Source organism: Amycolatopsis saalfeldensis, assembly GCF_900110575.1.
GTDB lineage: Bacteria > Actinomycetota > Actinomycetes > Mycobacteriales > Pseudonocardiaceae > Amycolatopsis > Amycolatopsis saalfeldensis.
The window spans coordinates 1-19,805 of record NZ_FOEF01000021.1 but is presented as its reverse complement, the minus strand read 5'-3'; the positions used below and the strand labels follow the sequence as shown (position 1 = coordinate 19,805).

16 protein-coding genes and 1 other RNA gene are annotated in these 19,805 nt (G+C 71.2%); 13 read left to right on the top strand and 4 right to left on the bottom strand.

Annotation, left to right across the window (positions count from 1 at the left end; genetic code table 11):
* Positions 1–236: 236 nt before the first annotated feature.
* Together BMY97_RS35520 and BMY97_RS35515 are read right to left on the bottom strand one after the other, a co-directional pair.
* Positions 237–1,067 carry an SURF1 family cytochrome oxidase biogenesis protein gene (locus BMY97_RS35520; protein ID WP_091626012.1) on the bottom strand — a complete coding sequence of 277 codons (831 nt, stop codon included), beginning with the start codon at positions 1,065–1,067 and terminating at the stop codon, positions 237–239.
* A gap of 78 nt (positions 1,068–1,145) precedes the next feature.
* Positions 1,146–1,607, bottom strand: coding sequence for a low molecular weight protein-tyrosine-phosphatase (locus tag BMY97_RS35515; protein ID WP_091626009.1), 462 nt, complete (start codon positions 1,605–1,607; stop codon positions 1,146–1,148).
* Positions 1,608–1,651: 44 nt separating this feature from the next.
* Here BMY97_RS35515 and BMY97_RS35510 point away from each other — a divergent pair, with 44 nt between their 5' ends.
* The 4 genes from BMY97_RS35510 (at position 1,652) to BMY97_RS35495 (ending at position 6,256) form a co-directional block, all read left to right on the top strand.
* Positions 1,652–2,479: a Nif3-like dinuclear metal center hexameric protein gene (locus tag BMY97_RS35510; RefSeq protein WP_091626368.1), complete on the top strand. Its 828-nt coding sequence runs from the start codon at positions 1,652–1,654 to the stop codon at positions 2,477–2,479.
* The gene (locus tag BMY97_RS35505; protein ID WP_091626006.1) at positions 2,476–3,213 is read left to right on the top strand and encodes a zinc ribbon domain-containing protein; all 738 of its coding nucleotides are present in this window, start codon (positions 2,476–2,478) and stop codon (positions 3,211–3,213) included. The genes BMY97_RS35510 and BMY97_RS35505 overlap by 4 nt, the downstream gene beginning before the upstream one ends.
* An 8-nt stretch (positions 3,214–3,221) precedes the next feature.
* Complete coding sequence (locus BMY97_RS35500; RefSeq protein ID WP_091626365.1) at positions 3,222–4,331, top strand: bifunctional RNase H/acid phosphatase; 1,110 nt, start codon at positions 3,222–3,224, stop codon at positions 4,329–4,331.
* Positions 4,332–4,513: 182 nt separating this feature from the next.
* Positions 4,514–6,256 carry a glycosyltransferase family protein gene (locus BMY97_RS35495; protein WP_091626002.1) on the top strand — a complete coding sequence of 581 codons (1,743 nt, stop codon included), beginning with the start codon at positions 4,514–4,516 and terminating at the stop codon, positions 6,254–6,256.
* Positions 6,257–6,260: 4 nt separating this feature from the next.
* Here the strand turns inward: BMY97_RS35495 and BMY97_RS35490 are convergent, their stop codons facing one another.
* Complete coding sequence (locus tag BMY97_RS35490) at positions 6,261–7,505, bottom strand: SLC13 family permease (RefSeq protein ID WP_091625999.1); 1,245 nt, start codon at positions 7,503–7,505, stop codon at positions 6,261–6,263.
* Positions 7,506–7,917: 412 nt separating this feature from the next.
* The gene (gene sfnG, locus BMY97_RS35485; RefSeq protein WP_091625996.1) at positions 7,918–9,045 is read right to left on the bottom strand and encodes a dimethylsulfone monooxygenase SfnG; all 1,128 of its coding nucleotides are present in this window, start codon (positions 9,043–9,045) and stop codon (positions 7,918–7,920) included.
* A 77-nt stretch (positions 9,046–9,122) separates the two neighbouring features.
* On the opposite strand from sfnG, the gene rnpB reads away from it, so the two are divergent.
* From rnpB to BMY97_RS47365, 9 genes are all read left to right on the top strand, one after another.
* Positions 9,123–9,527: RNase P RNA component class A (rnpB, locus tag BMY97_RS35480), an RNA gene on the top strand.
* An 85-nt stretch (positions 9,528–9,612) separates the two neighbouring features.
* The gene (locus BMY97_RS35475; RefSeq protein WP_091625993.1) at positions 9,613–10,473 is read left to right on the top strand and encodes an SCO6745 family protein; all 861 of its coding nucleotides are present in this window, start codon (positions 9,613–9,615) and stop codon (positions 10,471–10,473) included.
* A 636-nt stretch (positions 10,474–11,109) separates the two neighbouring features.
* Positions 11,110–11,376 carry a hypothetical protein gene (locus BMY97_RS35470; protein WP_091625991.1) on the top strand — a complete coding sequence of 89 codons (267 nt, stop codon included), beginning with the start codon at positions 11,110–11,112 and terminating at the stop codon, positions 11,374–11,376.
* Positions 11,377–11,388: 12 nt separating this feature from the next.
* Entirely contained in the window at positions 11,389–11,877 is a 489-nt protein-coding gene (locus tag BMY97_RS35465; RefSeq protein WP_091625988.1) for a hypothetical protein, read from the top strand.
* A gap of 3 nt (positions 11,878–11,880) precedes the next feature.
* Entirely contained in the window at positions 11,881–14,865 is a 2,985-nt protein-coding gene (locus BMY97_RS35460) for an ATP-binding protein (protein ID WP_091625986.1), read from the top strand.
* A gap of 136 nt (positions 14,866–15,001) precedes the next feature.
* A complete protein-coding gene (locus tag BMY97_RS35455; RefSeq protein WP_091625983.1) occupies positions 15,002–17,080 on the top strand; it encodes a hypothetical protein in 2,079 nt (692 codons plus the stop codon).
* 3 nt (positions 17,081–17,083) lie between these two features.
* Positions 17,084–17,677, top strand: coding sequence for a hypothetical protein (locus tag BMY97_RS35450; protein ID WP_091625981.1), 594 nt, complete (start codon positions 17,084–17,086; stop codon positions 17,675–17,677).
* Positions 17,678–17,682: 5 nt separating this feature from the next.
* Entirely contained in the window at positions 17,683–18,681 is a 999-nt protein-coding gene (locus BMY97_RS35445) for a C40 family peptidase (protein ID WP_091625979.1), read from the top strand.
* 744 nt (positions 18,682–19,425) lie between these two features.
* The coding region (locus BMY97_RS47365; RefSeq protein WP_177231693.1) for a hypothetical protein at positions 19,426–19,805 on the top strand (380 nt) is incomplete at its 3' end.

Sequence of the window (19,805 nt, the reverse complement as noted above, 5' to 3'; positions counted from 1 at the left end):
CTCCTTCTCCCTCTCGGAGTTCCGGACGTGGTTGTGCGATTCATACCGACAGGGGCGTTCGCCCGCGCGCGGCGGCTTGCGTTTTGCCATTTGTTTCACGCTACGAACGAGGCCACCGCAGGTCACTCTGCTGATGCGGTTGATCCGGAACGACCCAGGCTTACGCGTTGTCGACCGGCTGCGCCTTGTGGGCTACGGCGTTCCCCCGCGTGAGTGCATCGGAACCAGCACCCCACCTACCGGACCGCAGTGAACTCCTCGTCGTCCTCGGCCAGCATCTCGGCGACGGACTTGCGGCGTGTGCGGTCGGCCTTCTCGACGGTCAGCGCGCCGCCCGGCTTCAGCTCGCGGATGGTGAAGTACAGCCAGCCCAGCACGGCCATGGTGCCGAACGCGATCCACTGCAGCGCGTACGAGAAGAACGGCCCCGAGTCCAGCTGCGGCAGCGGCAGCGCGCCCAGCACGCCGGGCTGGTTCTGGTCGAGCTGGAAGTAACCGGGCCGGATCGTCAGGCCGGACGAGCGCGCGACCACCTGCGAGTCGACGGTGTAGCTCTGGAGCTTGCCTTCGGTGGACGCGTCCGCGAAGGCGTTGCGGTGCTTCGGGTCGGCTTCGTCGCTGCGGATGCGCGCGACCACCGTCACCTGCCCGCCCGGCGCGGCGGCGTACGGGAGCACGCCGGACTTGTCGTCGAGCCGCACGTAGCCGCGGTCGACGAGGTAGACGGTGCCGTCCGTCGCGCGAAGCGGTGTCAGGACCTCGAACGCGGCTTCGCCCTGTACGGTCCGCAGGCGCGCCACGACCTCGGCGGACGGGATGTACGTGCCGGTCAGCGACACCAGGTGCCACTCGTTCTGCTGGTTCGGCGCGGCGCCGGGCGCCAGCAGCTGCGAGACGGCCGCCGGCTGCGCGGTGAACGACGCGGTCAGCGCGTTGTTCTGGGCCGACTGCTCGCCGTCGCGCCGGAACTGCCACGGCGCGAGGAGCGTGAAGCAGCAGACGGCGAAGGTGAACACCACCACCGTCAAAGCCAGCCAGCCGGGCCGGAGCAGAAAGCGCAACCGCACCCCTCCACGGTAGGCGGTCGCCGTCACCGGGTGCGCGGCGACCTCTCCAACAGGCGCGTTCGGGTGGGACAAAGCGCGCTAACCGTGCGCGCGCACCCAGTCGACGAGGGCGGGCATGGCGCGTTCGATCATGCCGAGCACCTCTTCGAACCCGCCGTCGGCGCCGTAATACGGGTCCGGCACCTCGGAGCACGGCGGCGCGACGGGGTCGAAGTCCCTCAGCAGCCGAACCCGCCCAGGCTCGGCGACGCGCGCCTGCAGGAACTCGAGGTGCCCTTCGTCGGCAGCCAGCAGCAGATCGGCTTCGAGGTCTTCATCGCTCACCTCCGCCGCGACGTGCTCCGTGGGGTAGCCGTGCGCTTTCAACGTCGCCCGCGCCCGCCGGTCCGCCGCCTCCCCGGCATGCCACGGCCCAGTCCCGGCACTCGACACCCGTACGGCCCCATCGAGTCCCGCCTCGGCCAGCTTCGCCCGGAACACCATCTCCGCCATGGGAGACCGGCAGATGTTGCCGGAGCACACGAACACCACATGAGTCACGGGCGTGAGTCTTCCAGAACCCGGTGACGTGGGAAGATCCCCTCGTGCCCGCCCTAGCCGAGATCATCGAAGCCCTCGAACGCAGCTACCCGAAGGAACTGGCCGAGAGCTGGGACGCCGTCGGGCTCGTGTGCGGGGATCCCGCGGACGAGGTGACGCGGGTGTTGTTCTGCGTGGACCCCGTCGAGGCGACCGTGGCCGAGGCCGAGGAGCTGGGCGCGCAGCTGATCGTCGCGCATCACCCGTTGTTGCTCCGGGGGGTGCACGGGGTGCCGGCGGACACGCCGAAGGGCGGTCTCGTGCACCGCATGATCCGGGGCGGCATCGCGCTCTACTGCGCGCACACCAACGCCGACTCGGCCGACCCCGGAGTGTCCGACGCGCTCGCCGAGGCCATCGGGCTCACCGTGCGAGGGCCGCTGGACCCCCACGTTCCCGGTGGCCGCACCGGGATCGGCCGGATCGGGGAGCTGGCCGACGCCGAGCCGTTCGCCGCGTTCGTGCGGCGGGTGGCCGAGGCGTTGCCCGCGACGCTGCCCGGAGTGCTCGGCGCCGGCGATCCGGACCGGCCGATCCGCACCGTCGCGGTGTCCGGCGGGGCCGGCGACTCCTATCTCGCCAAGGCCGCCGCGGCGGGCGTCGACGCCTACGTCACCGCGGACCTGCGCCATCACCCCGCCGGGGAGCACCTCGCCGCCACCGGGGGAGCGCCGGCGCTGGTCGGGCTCACCCACTGGGCCAGCGAATGGCCCTGGTGCAGGCAAGCCTCGGCCATTGTCGGCGCGGCCTTTGCGGGTAACGTCGACAGCCACGTCTCCACGCGGTGCACCGACCCGTGGACCGTCCGCGCTAGCCAACAAGGAGCACCGTGAAGGCCGACCCCGCCGTCCAGCGCCAGCTGCTCGAACTCGCGAAGGTGGACGCCGAGCTTTCGCGCACGGCGCACCGTCGCCGCACCCTCCCCGAACTCGCCGAGATCGACGCGGGGGAGAAGACCGCGCGGGACAAGCGTGACGCCCTCGTGTCGGTCCAGACCGCCGTGTCCGACCTCGACCGCGAGATCGCCCGGCAGGAGAAGGAGATCGAGTCGGTGCGCGCCCGCGAGGACCGCGACCGCAAGCTCCTCGAGTCCGGTTCCGTGAACTCCAAGCAGATGACCGACATCGAGCACGAGCTGCAGACGCTCGGCCGTCGCCAGGGCGCGCTGGAGGACGACCTGCTGGAGCTGATGGAGCAGCGCGAGGCACTGGAGCTGGACGCCCAGCGCACCGGCGCCGAGGTCGACAAGGCGGAGCAGGAGGTCGCCGCCGCGATCGTCCGCCGTGACGAGGCGTTCAAGGACCTCGACACCACCCGCGCGCGCCGCGACGAGGACCGCGCGAAGCTGCTGCCGCGGTTCCCGGAGCCGCTGCTGAAGCTGTACCAGCGCACCCTCGAGCACAAGGGCATCGGCGCGGCCCTGCTGCGCGCCCGCCGCTGCGGCGCCTGCCAGCTGGAGCTGGACCGCAACACGATCAACGAGATCAAGGCCACCGCCGAGGACGCCGTCGTGCAGTGCGAGAACTGCGGGGCGATCCTCGTCCGCACCCTGGAGTCGGGCCTGTGACCGAGCGGGTGGTCGTCGAAGCCGACGGCGGCTCGCGCGGCAACCCCGGCCCGGCCGGGTACGGCGCCGTGGTCAAGGACGCGGTGACCGGCGAAGTCCTCGTCGAGCGGCACGAGTTCCTCGGCGTGGTCACCAACAACGTGGCCGAGTACTCGGGCCTGATCGCCGGGCTCGCCGCGGCCGCCGGGACCGGTGCGTCCATTGTGGACGTCCGGATGGACTCGAAGCTCGTCGTGGAGCAGATGTCCGGCCGGTGGAAGATCAAGCACGCCGCGCTGCAGCCGCTCGCCGCGCGGGCGCGTGAACTCGCGGACGCGTTCGACCGTGTCAGTTACATGTGGATCCCCCGCGCCGAGAACTCCCACGCCGACCGGCTCGCCAACGTCGCGATGGACGGCGGCACCGGCCGTCCCGCCAAAACCGCTCCCGCCCGGGTCACCGAGCCGGACCGGGTCTCCCCGGCCGGCTGGACCGGCGCCCGCGGCACCCCGACCAAGCTGCTGCTGCTGCGCCACGGCCAGACGGAGATGTCGGTCGACCGCCGTTACTCCGGCCGCGGCGACGTCCCGCTCACCGAACACGGCCGTGGCCAGGCCGCCGCCGCGGCGAAGCGGCTGGCCACCATGCCGGGCCTGATCGGCGAGGACGGCGAGGCCGCGCCCATCGTCGCGTCGCCGCTGACCCGGACGAAGCAGACCGCTCAAGCCGTCGCAGACGCGCTCGGCGGCCGCGTCGAGACGCACCCGGGCCTGATCGAAACCGACTTCGGCGAGTGGGAGGGCCTCACCTTCGCCGAGGCCGCGGAACGCGACCCGGAGCTGCACCGCTGCTGGCTGTCCGACCCGTCGTGCGCGCCTCCCGGCGGCGAGAGCTTCGACGCGGTGTACGTGCGCGTCCGCGGGGCCCTCGACGATCTGGTCGAGCAGCACGCCGGCCGCACGGTCGTGGTGGTCAGCCACGTGACGCCGATCAAAACGCTGCTGCGGCTGGGCCTGGACGCCGGGCCGTCGCTGCTGTTCCGGCTGCACCTGGACCTGGCGTCGCTCTCGATCGTCGAGTTCTACCCCGACGGCAACGCCTCCGTCCGGCTGGTCAACGACATCTCGCACCTGAGCTGACCGGCGCCGGATGTGCCGCGGATCACGCCCAACGGTGACGCGTGGGAACCGGCCGGTGAGGTATTGGCTAGAGTGCTCAGTCGACCGCGGCGCCGCGGCGCGGATCCCCGGGGATCCTCACAGGGGGGCGCAGGCTCGTGCGTTTCTCGGCAAGATCTGCGAGTAGAAACAGTGACGAGGACATGACGGCTAGCGCACTCAGCGAAGCATCCGAACGCGACCTGCCCGAGCAGGACGCGCCCGAGACCGCCCGCGGCCTGCGCCACGGCTGGATCGCCGCCACGCTGGCGGTGCTCGCCGGGGTGGCCGCGGTCGCCTGGCACGCCACCCGCTACGGCCACTGGATCGTCGACGACGCGGCCATCACGTTCTCCTACTCGCGCAGCTTCGCCGACGGCCTCGGCCCGGTCCTGCAGCCCGGCGCGCCGCCGGTCGAGGGCTTCTCCGACCCGACCTGGATGCTGCTGCTCGCGCTCGGCAAGGTGGCCGGCCTGTTCGACCACGGCCTGTTGTTCGGCATCCCGGACTACGTGCTCTTCCCGAAGCTGCTCGGCCTGCTGTTCACCGCGGGCATCCTGATCCTCTGCCACGTGGCCGCGCGCCAGCTCTTCCCGCGCCGCGCCTGGGTGGCCACCCTGGCCGTCGGCCTCACGCTGGCCACCATCCCGTCGTTTGTCATCTGGGTGGTCTCCGGCCTGGAGAACTCGCTGTTCGCGTTCGCCGTGCTCGGCCTGGCCGTGCTGCTGTTCACCGCGGTGAACAAGGAGCGCGCGCTCACGCCGAAGGTGGCGATCGCGGCGGGCGTGATCGTCGCGTTCGCCGCGCTGACCCGCCCGGAAGGCCTGATCTACGCGGCCGCGTACCCGATCGTCCTGCTCTTCGGCGTCCGGCGAGAGGGCTTCTGGCGCAGCTTCCGCTTCGCCGCGCTGTCCATCGCCTCCTTCGCCGTCCTGTTCGGGGCCTATGTGGCCTGGCGCTACAGCGAGTTCCACCGGCTGCTGGCGAACCCGTCGGTGGCGAAGAAGCAGGGCCTGCCCGACCTGATGTCGATCATCCGGCCCGGCAACCTGATCGCGTACGCCGGGATCGCGGGCACGATCGTGCTCGCCGCCGTGGTGATCTGGGCGCTGGCCAAGGCCCCGTGGCGCCGGGCGCTGGTGGCGTTGATGACGCCGTTCGCGCTGGGCGTGATCGCCTTCGGCGTGATGATCCCGGACTGGATGGCGCAGAACCGCTTCGCGACGCCGGTGTGGGTGCTGGGCGCGCTGGGCGGGACGCTGGCGTTCGGCGAACTGCTGCGCACGGTCAAGGTGCGCTGGCGCGCGGTCGCCTCGGTCGTGGTGGTGGCCGCGGCGATCCCGTCGCTGGTCGGGTTCACGCACGCGTCCGACGAGTTCATCAAGAGCCCCACCATCCCCGCGTGCCTGGTCGCCGACCGCTTCGGCCGCGGCTTCAACACTTATGCCGACATGCTGGGCCTCCAGCAGGCCTCGCTGCTGCTGCCGGACCTCGGCGGCTCGTCGATGACCAGCCGGCTGCACCTGGTGGACATGGCGGGGCTGGTGAACGCGGACATCGCGGACCTGACCAAGAACGACGACATCGCCGGCCTGCGCGACTACGTGTTCGACTCGGTCAAGCCGACCTTCATCCACTCCTGGGGCCCGTGGGCGGCGGGCAACGGGATCACGGTCGACCCGCGCGTGGACCGCGACTACTACCCGATCTTCGTCTACCCCGGCCCCGGCCCGCGCAACGGTGACTTCGTGCGCAAGGACGCCGTCACGGACATGGCCAAGCTCAAGGCCGTCCAGCACTACGCGGCGACCACGATGATGGACGTCGAGGCGTACCGGTTCGGCGACGGCCTGAACGACTGCGGCCCGACGATGGAGCCGGGCCAGACCATCCCGCCGCGTCCCTGAGTTTTCAGGGGAGCACCAGCCAGAGCGCCGCGGTGGCCGCGGCGAGGGAAAGCGGCGTGGTCAGCACGCCGAGCTTCAGGAACTCCCTCGCCGACGGCCGGTGCCCGGCTTTCGCGAGCACGCGGCGCCACAACAGCGTGGCGAGTGAGCCGAGGTAGGTCGCGTTCGGGCCGATGTTCACCCCGAGCAGCACGGCCAGCAGGATGCCGGTGTTCGGGTGCGGGCCCAGCACGCTCAGCAGGATCAGCGTGGCCGGCAGGTTGTTGACGACGTTGGCGAGCACGGCCGCGATGGCGGCGGTGGCCAGCAGCTCGGGCAGCCCGGCGGTGTCCGGCAGCAGGGTGCGCAGCACGCCGCCCAGCAGGTGTTCCGACACGGCCTCGACGACCACGGCCAGCCCGAGCACGAAGAGGATCAGCATCGGCGAGGCCTCGGTGACGAGCTGCCAGGGCTTGATCTTGCGTTCCGCCAGCGCCTTCGCGCCGAGGATGAGCGCGGCCAGCGCGGCCACCCAGACGGGCTCGACGTGCACCAGCTGCCCGGCCCCGAACCCGATCAGCGTGCCCGCCAGCACCACGAGCGCGAACACCGGCGCCTCACGGTGTTCCGGCGTCCGGGTGCTCGGCTCGGCCTCGAGGTCCTCGCGGAAGAACCGGGCGAACACGGCCAGCTCGATGGCCAGCGTGACCAGCCACGGCAGCGCCATCAGCGCCGTGAACCCGGCGAAGGTGAGCCCGGAGGCGGCGAAGGCGAGCAGATTGGTGAGGTTCGAGACGGGCAGCAGGGTGGACGCGGAGTTCGCGAGGTGCGCGCACGCGTAAACATGGGGCTTCGACTCGAGCCGCAGCCCCTCGGCAGTCGCGAGGACAACGGGCGTGAGCAGCACGACGGTCGCGTCGAGGCTGAGGATCGCGGTCACCCCGGCCGCCGCGGCGAACGTGAGCACCAGCAACCGCCGCGGCCGCCCGCGGCAGAGCTCCGCGAGCCTGGTCCCGAGCCAGCTGAACACCCCGTCCTTCGCGGCGAGATGGCTGACGAGCAGGATCGCCGCGAGAAACCCCATCGTCGGCAGAATCTCGACGACCCGCTTCCCCGCCTCCGCGGGCGTCGCCAGCCCCAGCAGCAAGGCCACCCCGGCCAACGGCACGGCGGCCACCGCCTCGGGCCACCCCCGCGGCCGCACCATGGCGAACACCAGCGTGGCAGCCAGCAGGATCAGGCTGGCCACTGCCGCCGCGGTTCCGGTCACCCCCGAACGCTAACCGGCGCGGTCCGGCACGCGGCCCACGAGGGCCGATCACGGCACACGGGAACGTGCCGCGCCTGATGTGCGGGTACGCGGTGTTGACATGCATGTTGAACGCCTTCGCGGCCGTGGCCAGGTCGACCGCCGGGAACGATGGACAAAGGCGAAGGAGGCCCGGGGCATCGCCCTGCGCGTTCACACGGCCTCACCCGGCCGGCCGTTGTGCGGGCCGATCAACCGGCTGTTTCGGCCGCCCAACACGTGCCGGGACCAGACAGCGGAACGTGTGGCGCCGAGAAGGATTTCGACACCGGCAGTGCTGCAGTAGGTGGATGTGCTCACTCCATGCGGTGGTGCAACTGGGCCGGATGTGCGTGACCTCGCGATCCGACCGGCTGAATCCGCCGCGTAACCCTCAGACCCGGCCCGTAGCCGGTTCCGGAGCCCCCGCGCCGCGGGCCAGGTCCCGTTCCTTGGCGCGGATGACCGGCAGCACGTCCGACCCGAAGTGGGCCACGTCCTCCAGATAGTGCAGGAAGCCCAACAACAGGAGGTTCGCGCCGCGGCGCTTGTATTCGATGGCGCGGTCCGCGATCTGTTCCGGGGTGCCGATCAGGCCCGTGCGGAAGCCGTCGTTGTACTGGACCAGGTCCTGGAACTCCGAGTCCGCCCACATGCCCTTCGTGTCCGAAGTGGACTTTCCGGCCTGTTTCACCGCGGAGCGGAAGCCCTCGACGGCGTCCACGTTGGCCTTCGCGACGATCTCGCGCAGGACGTCGCGCGCTTCGGACTCCGTTTCACGGGCGATGACGAAACCGTTGAGTCCGAAGCGGACAGTGTGGTCGTTCTCCGCCGCGTAGCCGGTGACCTCTTCGACCTGTTCGGTGAAGCCGTCGAAGTCCTTGCCGTTGCTGAAATACCAGTCGGAGACGCGGCCGGCCAGTTTGCGGGCCGCGGTGGAGTTTCCGCCCTGGAAGATCTCCGGGTGGGGGCGGCTCTCGGGCTTGGGTTTGATGTCGAAGTCGTGGATCCGGTAGAAGTCGCCGCCGAATTCGGCGTGGTCGTCGGTCCAGAGTTCCTTGAGGACGCGGATGAACTCCTCCGTGCGGCGGTACCGCTCGTCGTGCTCCAGCCACGGCTCGCCGAGCTTCGTGAACTCGTCCTTGAACCAGCCGCTCACCACGTTGACCGCGGCGCGGCCGCCCGAGATCACGTCGGCGCTCGCGATGAACTTCGCCAGCACGCCCGGGTGCCACAGCCCCGGGTGGACCGCCGCGATCACCTTCAGCCGCTGCGTCGCCAGCAGCAGCGCGAGACTGAAGCCGGTCGACTCGTGCTGGTAGGCGGCGCCGTAGCTGGCGGTGTAGCGGACCTGGCTGAGCGCGTACTCGAACCCGTTGTCCTCCGCGAGCACGGCCAGCTTCCGGTTGTACTCGTACCCCCAGTCGGTGCGCTGCTCGATGTCGCTCGTGACCAGGCCGCCGCTCACGTTCGGCACCCAGTAGGCGAATTTCAGTGGCTCGTGCGGGTCTGGTGCGGACATGCGGCCGAGTGAACAGCGGGGCCCCGGGACCGTCAACGGTCGTCCACGCGATGAGACCGGTACGATTCACCGGCGGACGAGCTGGCAGGACGGTCGCGGCCCGGGGAAACCCGGTCCGAGGAAAGTCCGGACTCCGCAGGGCAGGGTGGTTGTTAACGGCAACCCGGGGCGACCCGCGGGACAGTGCCACAGAAAACAGACCGCCCCCGTCACCGTTGGATTCGACGGGGGTAAGGGTGAAACGGTGGTGTAAGAGACCACCAGCATCCCGGGTGACCGGGATGGCTCGGTAAACCCCACCCGGAGCAAGGCCAAGAGGGAGCTCACGCTCCTGCGCAGGCGTTCGAGGACGGCCCGTCCGATGCCTGCGGGTAGGCCGCTGGAGCCTGCCGGCGACGGCAGGCCGAGATGGATGACCGTCGCCCGGTCGCACCGCGAGGCGCGCCCGGGAACAGGATCCGGCTTACATGCCAGCTCGTCCGCCCCGAACCCCCATCGGGGCGCTCCGGGCCGACTCCTGCTTCCGGCGGTGCGCGCCCGTGGTTACCGCGCGGTAGGGTTCCTGGCATGGGTGATGCCACGGACGTCGCGAACCAGTTCAAGGGCACTTTCGACACGCTGCACTCCCTGGTGTACTTCGTGCCGGAGACGGAGGAGTACCTCACCGCGGCGGGGCTGCGGCCCGGCCGGATGTGCTACTTCGCCGGGCGGTCCGCGCCGATGGGCGCCGTCGGGCCGGCCGTGGTGGCCGCGACGTTCTACAACTTCAACCCCGACATCGTCGCCCGGCACATCCCGCGCGCCTGGACGCTGGCGACGCCGGAGGCCGTGCTCGTGGCCCGGCTCGAGGCCGTCGACGCGACGTACCGGCGCCTGCTCGGCGACGAGGTCCTCGCATCCGACGACGTGGCCGAGGCCGCCGAGCTGGCGCGCGAAGCCACGGGCGGTTGCCGCGCGGAAGGCCGTCCCCTCTACGCCGGGCATGCGAGCCTGCCCTGGCCCGACCGGCCGCACCTCGCGCTCTGGCACGCCGTCTCGCTGCTGCGCGAGTACCGCGGCGACGCGCACGTCGCCGCCCTGATGCTGAACGGCCTGAGCGGGATCGAAGCCCTCGTCACCCACGTCGCGACCGGCGCCGGCTTCACGCCGGAGGCCGCGAAGCAAACCCGCGGCTGGAGTGACGAGCAGTGGGACGCCGCCGTCGCCGGGCTGGCCGACCAGGGCATCCTCGGCGCGGACGGCGGCCTCACCGAGCGCGGCGCCGAGCTGCGCGAGCGGATCGAGGCCGCGACGAACCTGGCGTCCGAAGGGCCGTGGACGCGCCTCGGCGAGCAGAAGTCGGCGCGCCTGTACGAGCTGTGCCGCCCGCTGAGCCGCGCCGTGGTCAAGGCCGGCGCGTTCCCGCGCGCGATCACCCGGCCGTCCTGAGCCGACCTGGTCGGACCAGTTCCGCGGCCTGCGGTCGTCGGTGCCACGGCCGCCGAACGGTGCAGGTCACGCTGGTTCGGGCGGTCGAACGTGTACCCGGAGTGAGCGCGGCCCGGTGCCGGGAACCGGGCTTTCCCGGCTCGGAACGGGACCGAACACCGCTTTCGGCAGCGCCGGTCCCCGATGTCCGATATCACGCTATGTAGTGAAAAACGGCGCCCGGCTTGCGCGTATCGTGACAAGAGCCTCACTGCTTGGTGGTCGCATTTGGGCCACGATCGCAGCGTGGCGCTCACTCAGCGGACTCGCTAGAGGCGGCCGAATGGGGCATGCCACACTGGTTCCGGCCTCATCACGTCGGCACCGAGAGCACCGAGAGTGAGCAAAGTGCTCCCGGCGGAGTGAGTTCGTCGGTCCACTGCGAAATCCGGGTGTCCGGGGTTAATCCCGAGCACCCTTGCCACCATGATGGAGGGCGAGGAATTCTGACCAGACCGCTCCGACCCGGCGCCCTGCCCACAAGTCGACATTTACAAAGCGCGCTTTGACCATTACCCCTTGTGACGCCATGATGTTGTTCGAAGCTTCGCCCAAGCCAGAACCGCGCGGCCCCCTCCGCGCACCGGGAGTATCGCGATGATGACCATGACCACCCTCGAGACGCTGGCTGCCGGCGAGCTCGGCACCGGCAACGTCCGTAGCTGGTTGATCGACAACGTCATCCCCCTGGTGCTGCTCGCCGTCGCGCTCCTGCTGCTCTGGCTGGGCGGCGGCAAGGGTGACAACGCGGGTGTGATGCGCCGGCTCGCCGGTGTGGTCATCGCGCTCGCGATCATCGGGCTCGCGGTCAGCGGCGCCGGCGTCAACGTGGGCCAGTGGATCGCCGGCCTGTTCACCGGCTGAGGCGGGGCTGGCGTGCGTATCAGGACAGATGACGAGGTCTACCGGGTCGACGCCGTCTGGCTCGGCCCGCCGAAGGCGACTTTTCCCTGGAGGGCCCGCTACGTAGCGTGGCTCATCGGCATACCGGTCTTCCTGCTCGTGCTCACCGTGGAGCGGTGGGCGGGCTGGAGCTTCGGGTTCTTCTCCACGGCGTGGGCGTTTGTGATCACGATCGTGATCACCAGGCTGATCACGGCCAAAATCAGCCACGAACGCCCGTTGGGCGCGGTGGTCGGGATGGCGGGCCGTGAGCTCAACACGCCGCGGGAGCGGGGCACGGGCACGGGTGGCGCGGTCAGCGCCAGCCGGATCCGCGTCCGGGCCGAGCGCCCGGTTCCGAAGCACAAGAAAAGGCGGCAGTACCAGCACCACGGCTACGGCCAGGTCGCCGGAGCACAGGCCGGGGCACAGGGAGCACCACGAGCGCGCCGGAGCCGCCCCGCGGCTCGGGCCGGGAGGTAGTCGTTGTTCGGTCGCGGCGGAAGCCGAGGGAAGCGGGATCAGGACGTGCCGGTGGGCGCTTGGCAGACGCCCCAGCAGGTCCGGTCCGCGAATGCCAGGAACACCTCCTCGAACGGCAAGGGCGGGAAACGCCTGACGGGTGAGCAGGCCATACCCGCCTACACCCCGTCGATAGCCGCCCGCAGCATCGACGGGCACCTGCTGCGCACGGGGTATGAGGTGTATGCCTGGTACCGGCTGGCGCCACAGCGCTGGTCGTTCCGCTCCGACTCGCAGCGCCGCGACCTGATCGCGGCCATCGCCGGCCAGTACGCCGAGCTGCAGGGCCGCTGGCTGCACCTGCGGGTGACCAACCGGCCGTACCCGATCCGGATGTGGGCCGAGGCCCACGTGCACAACGCGGTCGGACGGCCGGGCGACGTGCCGGGCGCGCTGTCCTTCGACGATTACCTGATCGGCGAGCAGCAGCAGCTGATGGGCCGGTCGATGGCGGAGAAGGAGGTCTACCTCGGCGTCCAGGTGCAGACCCGGCGCATGGTGGACCGCGCGGTCGAGCGCGCCGCGCCGGTGCTGCGCAAGATCCTGCCCGAGGCCGTCGACGCCGAGCTGGCGGCGCTGGACTCCGAGGTCGAGCACCTGGACCAGGTGATCGGCAGTGCCGGGCTGGAGGGCCGCCCGGTGCACGCCGAGGAGATGTCCTGGCTGATGCACCGGTCCTGCTCGCTGGGCCTGCCCGCGCCGCGGAACATGCCCGCCGTGCCGGGCGCCGCGTGGGAGCCCGAGGACCTGGCCAGCTTCACCGACGCCGCCGACTTCTACGCCGACCCGTACGCCCCGACGGTCACGGTCCGCGGCCGGACCGGCTCCAACGCGGGCGTCTCGCGGCACCTCGCCGTGCTCACCGTCGGCCAGATGCACGGCCTGCAGATCCCCGAGGTCGACGACCCGTGGATCCAGCACGCCGACCGGCTGCCCGCCGCCGTCGAGGTGTCCGCGCGGATCTACGTGCGCCGCCCCGAAGAGGTGTCCGGCGAGCTGCAGCGCCAGATGAACAAGGTGCGCTCGCAGGTCAAGCACTACACCGACGAGCACGAGCTGGAGCCGCCGCAGTCGCTTTCGCGCCAGGCCGGGCGGGTGCTGGAGATCGACGACGAGATGACGTCGGGCTTCACCGCGCTCGCCACGCGCGTGCGTTCGTGGTGGCGGCTGGCGGTTTCCGGGCCCACCGAGCGTGACGCGCTGCGGCTGGCCCAGCAGCTGCTCGATCTGTACAAGCCGAAGGTCGCCATCGAGCACCCCGAGGCGCAGTACGCGATGGCGCGGGAGTTCATCCCGGGCGAGCCGCTGGCTTCGGCCGCGTACATGCGCCGCGGTTCCGTGGTGTGGGGCGCCTCCGCGGTGCCGACGGCCACGGCCGAGGTCGGCGACCGGCGCGGCATCCTGCTCGGCGAGACGGTCACCGCGACCCGGCGTCCGGTGGCCTGGGACCCGTGGATGGCGCAGGAGATCCGCGACGGCTCGGGCCTGACCGCGATGGTGGCCGGGCTGGGTGGCGGCAAGTCGTTCCTCGGCGGCGGCATCGTCTACAAGACCCTGCGCGCCGGGGCGCACTGGACGATCCTCGACCCGTCCGGCCCGCTCTCGCGCCTGTGCGACCTGCCCGAGCTGCGCCCGTACGCGCGGCCGATCAACCTGCTGAACGCGCAGCCCGGCATCCTCAACCCGTACCGGGTGGTCGCGGATCCGCTGCTCGAGCACTTCATGGACGAGGACGACCCGGAGCGGTCCTGGCGCCGGGAGAAGGCGCTGGCGGGCGCGACGCGGCGCCGCCTGGTGCTCGACGTGCTCACCGGCGTGCTGCCGTACGAGGTGTCGCGCATGGCGCAGACGCGGATCGTGCTGCTGCGGGCCGTCCGCGCGGTCGGCGGCCGGTTCGACGCCGACCCGGGCCAGGTCATCGACGCGCTGCGCCGGGACTCGAGCGAGCACCACGAGCACGCCGTGGTCGTCGCGGACTTCCTGGACGAGATGCGCGAGCGCATGGCGTTGCTGATTCCGGAGGACGACGCCGACCCGTACGCCGAAACCCGCGACGACCGCATGACGGTGCTGACCATGGCGGGCCTGACCCTGCCCAAGGACGGCGTGCCGCGCGAGTACTGGACGGACGCGGAGTCCCTCGGCGTCGAGATGCTGAACCTGGCGGCGTGGCTGACCCAGCGGTCGGTGTACGAGAAGCCGAAGGAACTGCGCAAGGGCGTCTGGATCGACGAGGCGTTCTTCCTGTCCGAGGTGCCGACCGGGCGCGTGCTGATGAACCGCTTCGCGCGTGACTCGCGCAAGTGGAACGTCCGCGTGCTGCTGTCCTCGCAGATCCCGGCGGACTTCCTGAAGATCCAGGGTTTCGTCGCGCTGCTGGACTCGGTTTTCGTCGGCCGGCTGGACGACGACGATGCCCAGGCGGACGCGTTGCGCCTGCTGAAGGTGCCCGTCGGGGTGGGCTACGAGCAGGTCGTCGCGGCGCTGGGCCGCCGCCCGGGCTCGCAACGCGGCCTGGAGCGCGACGTCGAACCCCGCCAGTTCATCTTCGGCGACGGCGCCGGCGGCGTGGAGCGCATCCGCGTCGACTTCTCCGGCCCGCACCTGCAGCAGCTGCGGTCGGTCATGGACACCACCCCGGGCTCGAAGGACGCGTACACCAAGCCGGGCACCGACCTGGTCGTGCCGCACCCGCCGGAGGAAGAGCCCGCCCCGTACGTCCCCACCCCACCGGAAGACGACGAGCTGGAACACGACTTCGAGCTCGAGGCCGAGCTCGAAGTCGGCTTGACCGACGAGGAGCTCCTCGGCTCGCCGGACCCGCTCGCGTCCGAGACCGGCGAGGTGGAGGGTGCGGTGCAGCAGAACGGAAACGGCGCCAACGGACGTGGTCCGGGCCAGCCCGCCCGGACCGGCGGCAAGGGCGGCACCGGCAGGGATGCCGCGTGAACCCGCCGGAACCGGGCCGCGCTCGCCGCGGCCGCACCAGTGCGCGCCCCGGCGGCCCGGCCGGGGCGAGTGAACCGGGCGACGCCGGTCGACCGCGGCCTGCGGGGACCGCGTGGGGCTCCGCGGGGAGGACCGCGTGAGCACCGTCCTGACGCTGGCGTTCGTGCTTTCGTTCGCCGCCGCCTGGCACGCCCTGCGCCGGCGGATCAGGCAGGGCCCCAAGCCGGGCAAGCACAGGCCCAGCCGGCGGGCCACCATGATCGCCGTCATCGCGGTCCTCGGTATGCAGACGGTGCTGCTGGCGCCGTCCGCGAACGCCGCCGCCTGCGGCGACTCGCCGAACCCCGAGCGGCCGGGCTCCGGCATGGTCGGCGCGATCGACCCCGCCCAAGGCAACGGCGAGGCCGGCAGCGCCTACATCGACTACAGCTACGCCGGGCTGGTCTGGGACACCTTCCAGACCGACTGCTCGCCGCTGTCCAGCCTCGCGTCGCCGAGTTCCACCATCGACACCTGGGCCGGCAACCAGCTGTTCAACGTCGGCAAGAACATCGTCGGCGCCACGAACTCGCTGCACTACACGGTGCTCGAGGGCGGCCTGCTCAACCCGATCTACAACGCGGTCAAATCCGGCGCGGAGAAGGTCTACAACAACATCTACGCGCAGTTGTTCGGCCTGGTCGCGCTGATCCTGTCGATCATGCTGTTCCGCAACATCTGGCGGGGCGACCTGGCCGCGGTGAGCAAACGGGCGCTCTACGCGCTGGCCGCGGTCTGGCTCGCGGCGTCGTCACTGGCGATGCTCAGATACTTCGACCCCATCGACAAAGCGATCGTCCAGACCACCACGAACATCCAGGCCGGCTTCGTCGACGAGTCGGAAAACCGCGTGGTCCGGCACATCCTGCCGACCGAGCTGCACAACGAGATCGTCTACAAGAACTGGCTGCGCGGCGAGTTCGGCGCTCCGAACGCGCCGCAGGCCGACCAGTACGGCCGGCCGCTGCTCGACGCGCAGGCGTTCACCTGGCAGCAGATCCGCGACGGCGACGACGGCAAGCAGAACGTCGTCGACGCCAAAAAGGCCGCGTACAAGGACATCTCCACCAAGCTCGGTCCCGCGACCGGGTACTTCACCGGGGAGTCCGGCGGGCGGACCGGGGCCGGGTTCCTGGCACTGGGCCAGAGCATCGTCTACTCGCTGTTCCAGTTGCTGGCCAAGGCTTCCGTGCTGCTCGCGCAGGTGCTGATCCGGCTGTTCGCGCTCACCGCGCCGTTGATCGGGCTGGTGGCGCTGCTGCACCCGGACATCCTGCGGCGCGTGCTGAAGGTGGCCGGCGGGGTGGCGTTCAACCTGGTGGTGCTGTCCGTGCTGGCCGGGGTGCACGCGTTGCTGCTGCAGGCGATCTTCGACGCCGGCAACTCGCTGAACATGCTGACGCAGATGGTGCTCGCCGGGCTGGTCACCGTGCTGCTGTTCATGGTCGGCCGTCCGGTGCGGCGGCTGTGGCAGATGGTCGAGATGTCCGTGAGCATGGTCGGCGCCGCGGTGCCGTCGCCGTCGGGCGGGATCTTCTCGCGGTTCCGCAAGGGCGCGAACGGGCCGACGCCGCAGGATTCGTTCTGGCAGAACGTGCGTGAGACCGACGACGTGGTGGACGGCGAAACCCGCGGGCCCATGGGCGCCACCGTCGGCGGTGGGCGCTACCGCCCCGAGGCGACGGTTTTCGCCAGCTCCCAACGGCTCGACAACGGCTCCGGCGCGGTCCGGCCGGCCGCCGCGTGGTCCGGGGCGCCGTGGCCCGGCGCCGTGGGCTCGGGCGGTTCGGCGGGCGCGCTTCCGGCGGGACGCGGAGGCTCGCCGGTTTATGGCCAGTACAACCCGGTTTCCGGCGAACCCGGCGATTACGTCGTGGGCAGCCGGCGGCTGCCCACGCAGGAGAGCCGCCGCGTCGACACCTCGCCGGTCGCCGACCTGCGCTGGAGCGACGAGCCGGAGCCGGTGGTCGTGCCGTCCCGGATGAACAACGCCGACCGCGGTTACGTGACGCCGGAGTCGGTGCCGGGCCAGGCCAACGTGTACACCCCGCCGGGCATCCGCGCGCAGCCGCGCCGGGTGGACCCCGAGGTCGTGGCGGGCAAGCCGGTGTTCGTGCTCTACCGCCCCTCGCGGGGCATCGAAGTGCGCGACACCGACCAGGTCATGGGGCGGTGACGGATGCCGATCCGCACCAACCGCGGCCGGACCGCGGTCTACCGGCGCCTGTGGGGCTGGCCGCTGCGCTCGCCGCGGCACCTCGTCGGGACGCTGGTGTTCCTGGCCATCCTGGTCACCGTGCTCGGCATCGTGCTGCCGAAGACGATGGGCAAGCCGGCCACCGCGCAACCCGCCCCTTCGGCGACCAGCTCCGCGCGGGGGCCCGGCCTCGCCGCGCCGGTGCCGACCCCCTCGACGCTGCCCACGCGGCTGTCCAGCCCGCTGGCCACGCCGACGTCCGCGCCGCCGAACCCCGAGGCCGTCAACGTCGCGAAACAGTGGGCCACGGCCTGGGTGAACCATCCGGCGGGCATCTCGAACGCCGACTGGCTCAACGGGATGCGCGCGCTGACCACCGACGAGTTCCTGCCCGTCATGTCCACTGTGGACCCTTCGAACATCCCGGCCACGCGCGTGACCGGTGACGCGGCCGTCACCTCCTCCTACACCAGCTCCGTCCAGGTCGTCGTCCCCACCGATGGTCCGAAGCTCAGCATCACCGTGGTCAACACCGGCGCGGGGTGGCGAGTGGCGGACTACGACCAGGCGAGCTGAGCCCGGTGAAGCTCGGAATCCTCGTCGGGGTGCTGGTCGCGGCGGTGTTCGCGGCGGTGCTGACCACCAGCGCCGTGACCAAGGTGGTGGTGGACCAGCAGCAGGCCGCGGCCGGCGGGCTCACGAACACCTCCTGCGACGCCGCGATCGGCCCGACCCAGCCGGGCCAGCCGCAGCAGGGCGCCAACGACGCGTCGAACCTGGATCAGGAGCAGAAGGGCACCGTCGCGCTGATCATCTCGATCGGCAAGCAGCGCGGCCTCGCGCCGCGCGCCTGGCAGGTGGCGATCCAGGCCGGGATGACGGAATCGGGCCTGCACAACCTCGACCACGGCGACCGCGACTCGCTCGGCATCTTCCAGATGCGCCCGTCGATGAACTGGGGCAGCGCCGCCGAGGTGACCAACCCGAACTACGCGATCAACAAGTTCTTCGACGTGCTGATGTCGGTCCCGGACTGGGCGAACCTGCGCCCCGGCGACGCGGCCCAGTCCGTGGAGCGCTCCGGTTTCCCCGACCGCTACCACAAGTGGGAGGCGATGGCGGCGGTCCTCGTGCAGAACCTGGGCCAGGTCGTCGACGCCGCCGGGTGCGGCCAGGGGCTGGGCGCGGCGCTGCCGCCGAGCCAGGCGGCGGCGCAGGCGATCAAGTTCGCACTGGGGGAGCAGGGCAAGCCGTACGTCTGGGGCGCGACCGGGCCCAACGCGTACGACTGCTCCGGCCTGATGCTGCGCGCGTACCAGTCGGCGGGCGTGATCCTGCCGCGCGTCTCGCAGGACCAGTACAAGGCGGGCGCGATGCTGCCGGTGCGTGACGCGCAGCCCGGCGACCTGATCTTCCTGGCGACCGACCCGGCGAATCCGGCGACGATCCACCACGTGGCGATGTACCTGGGCGAGGGCAAGATCGTCGAGGCCCAGCAGACCGGCGTCCCGGTGCACATCCGGCCGTTCTCCTTCGACGAGGCGGAAGTGGTCCCGCAGGCGGTGCGTCCCGGCGTCTAGCATGGGTTGAGGAGTCACCGGCTCTTGACACCGACCGGGGTGACCGCTATGGCCTGTCCGATGACCCGGCGACGGGCCCGATTCACCCGAAGTCGCGGCCTGTCCACGAGCACGCGGCCGCGCGCTGGCAGAGGATGACACACGTGGCACGGAAATTCGGCAAGCGAGGCAAGCCCGGCCAGGGTGAGCCCCAGGACCCGCGAACGCTGTTCGGCGCACCGCAGCCGCAGCGTCAGTCCGCGCACCCGGCGTCCAGCACGCCGCTGTCCGACCAGCTGAACCACGGCTGGCCCGGCGTCGACGCCGGTTACGTGGTGCTGCCGCGCTCGCTGGCGGAGGGCATGTCGCTGCCCTGGCAACAGCAGATGGCGGCCCTGCTGGCGCAGTTCCACGCCGAGCACGCGCGCCTGACCTGGCCGGTCTACCGCGTGGTGCCGTCCCGTTACGAAAAGCTCGTGGATCTGGACGAGGAGCAACTGGCGGAGGCCGGCTACCTCGTGGAGATCGACACCGAAGGCGAGATGATCTACCGGGAACGCAGCGGCCGCAAGGTCGCGGACCCCCTGAACACCACCGTCCTGGTCTCCTGCCTCGACCCGATCCCGAAGCCCGCCCCGCGCCCCGCCGCCCCTGCCCCGACGGCGGGCCCCCTGGCCGCCCCGGCGGCGATGAACATCGGCCCGGCCCCGGTCTGGCGCACGGTGCCGCATCCGGCCGGGCCTGAAGGCGGGATGGCGGGGTCTGGTGTTCCTGGCCGTGGTCCTGGCACTGGCTCTGGCCCTGGTTCTGGGACTGGCGCGGGTTCCGGGGCTGCTTCTGCTTCTGTTGCCGGTCTCGGCGCTGCTGGTTCTGTGCCTGCTTCTCCCGCTGCTCCCGGTGCGGCTGGTCCTGCTTCGGCTACTGGTCCAGGTGTGGGTGGTCCCGCTCCTGCCACTGGCCCAGGTCCGGATGGTGCGGCTGCCTCCGCTTCTGGCTCCGGTCGTTCCGCCGTCGGCGAATCCAGCGCGGCCGGCTCCGGTGCGGGTGTTCCCGGTGAGCCGGAGGCGCGCGAAGCCGCTGCAGCTGCGCCGGGTGGTGCCAACGCGCCTGGTGCTGCTGCGCCGGGTGGTGCCAACGCGCCTGGT

Bases quoted from the DNA above. Each gene is read 5' to 3' on its own strand.
- BMY97_RS35475 (WP_091625993.1), top strand. From the start codon at position 9,613: ATGGGTGATGCCACGGACGTCGCGAACCAGTTCAAGGGCACTTTCGAC.
- BMY97_RS35470 (WP_091625991.1), top strand. From the start codon at position 11,110: ATGATGACCATGACCACCCTCGAGACGCTGGCTGCCGGCGAGCTCGGC.
- sfnG (WP_091625996.1), bottom strand. From the start codon at position 9,045: ATGTCCGCACCAGACCCGCACGAGCCACTGAAATTCGCCTACTGGGTG.
- BMY97_RS35495 (WP_091626002.1), top strand. From the start codon at position 4,514: ATGACGGCTAGCGCACTCAGCGAAGCATCCGAACGCGACCTGCCCGAG.
- BMY97_RS35450 (WP_091625981.1), top strand. From the start codon at position 17,084: ATGCCGATCCGCACCAACCGCGGCCGGACCGCGGTCTACCGGCGCCTG.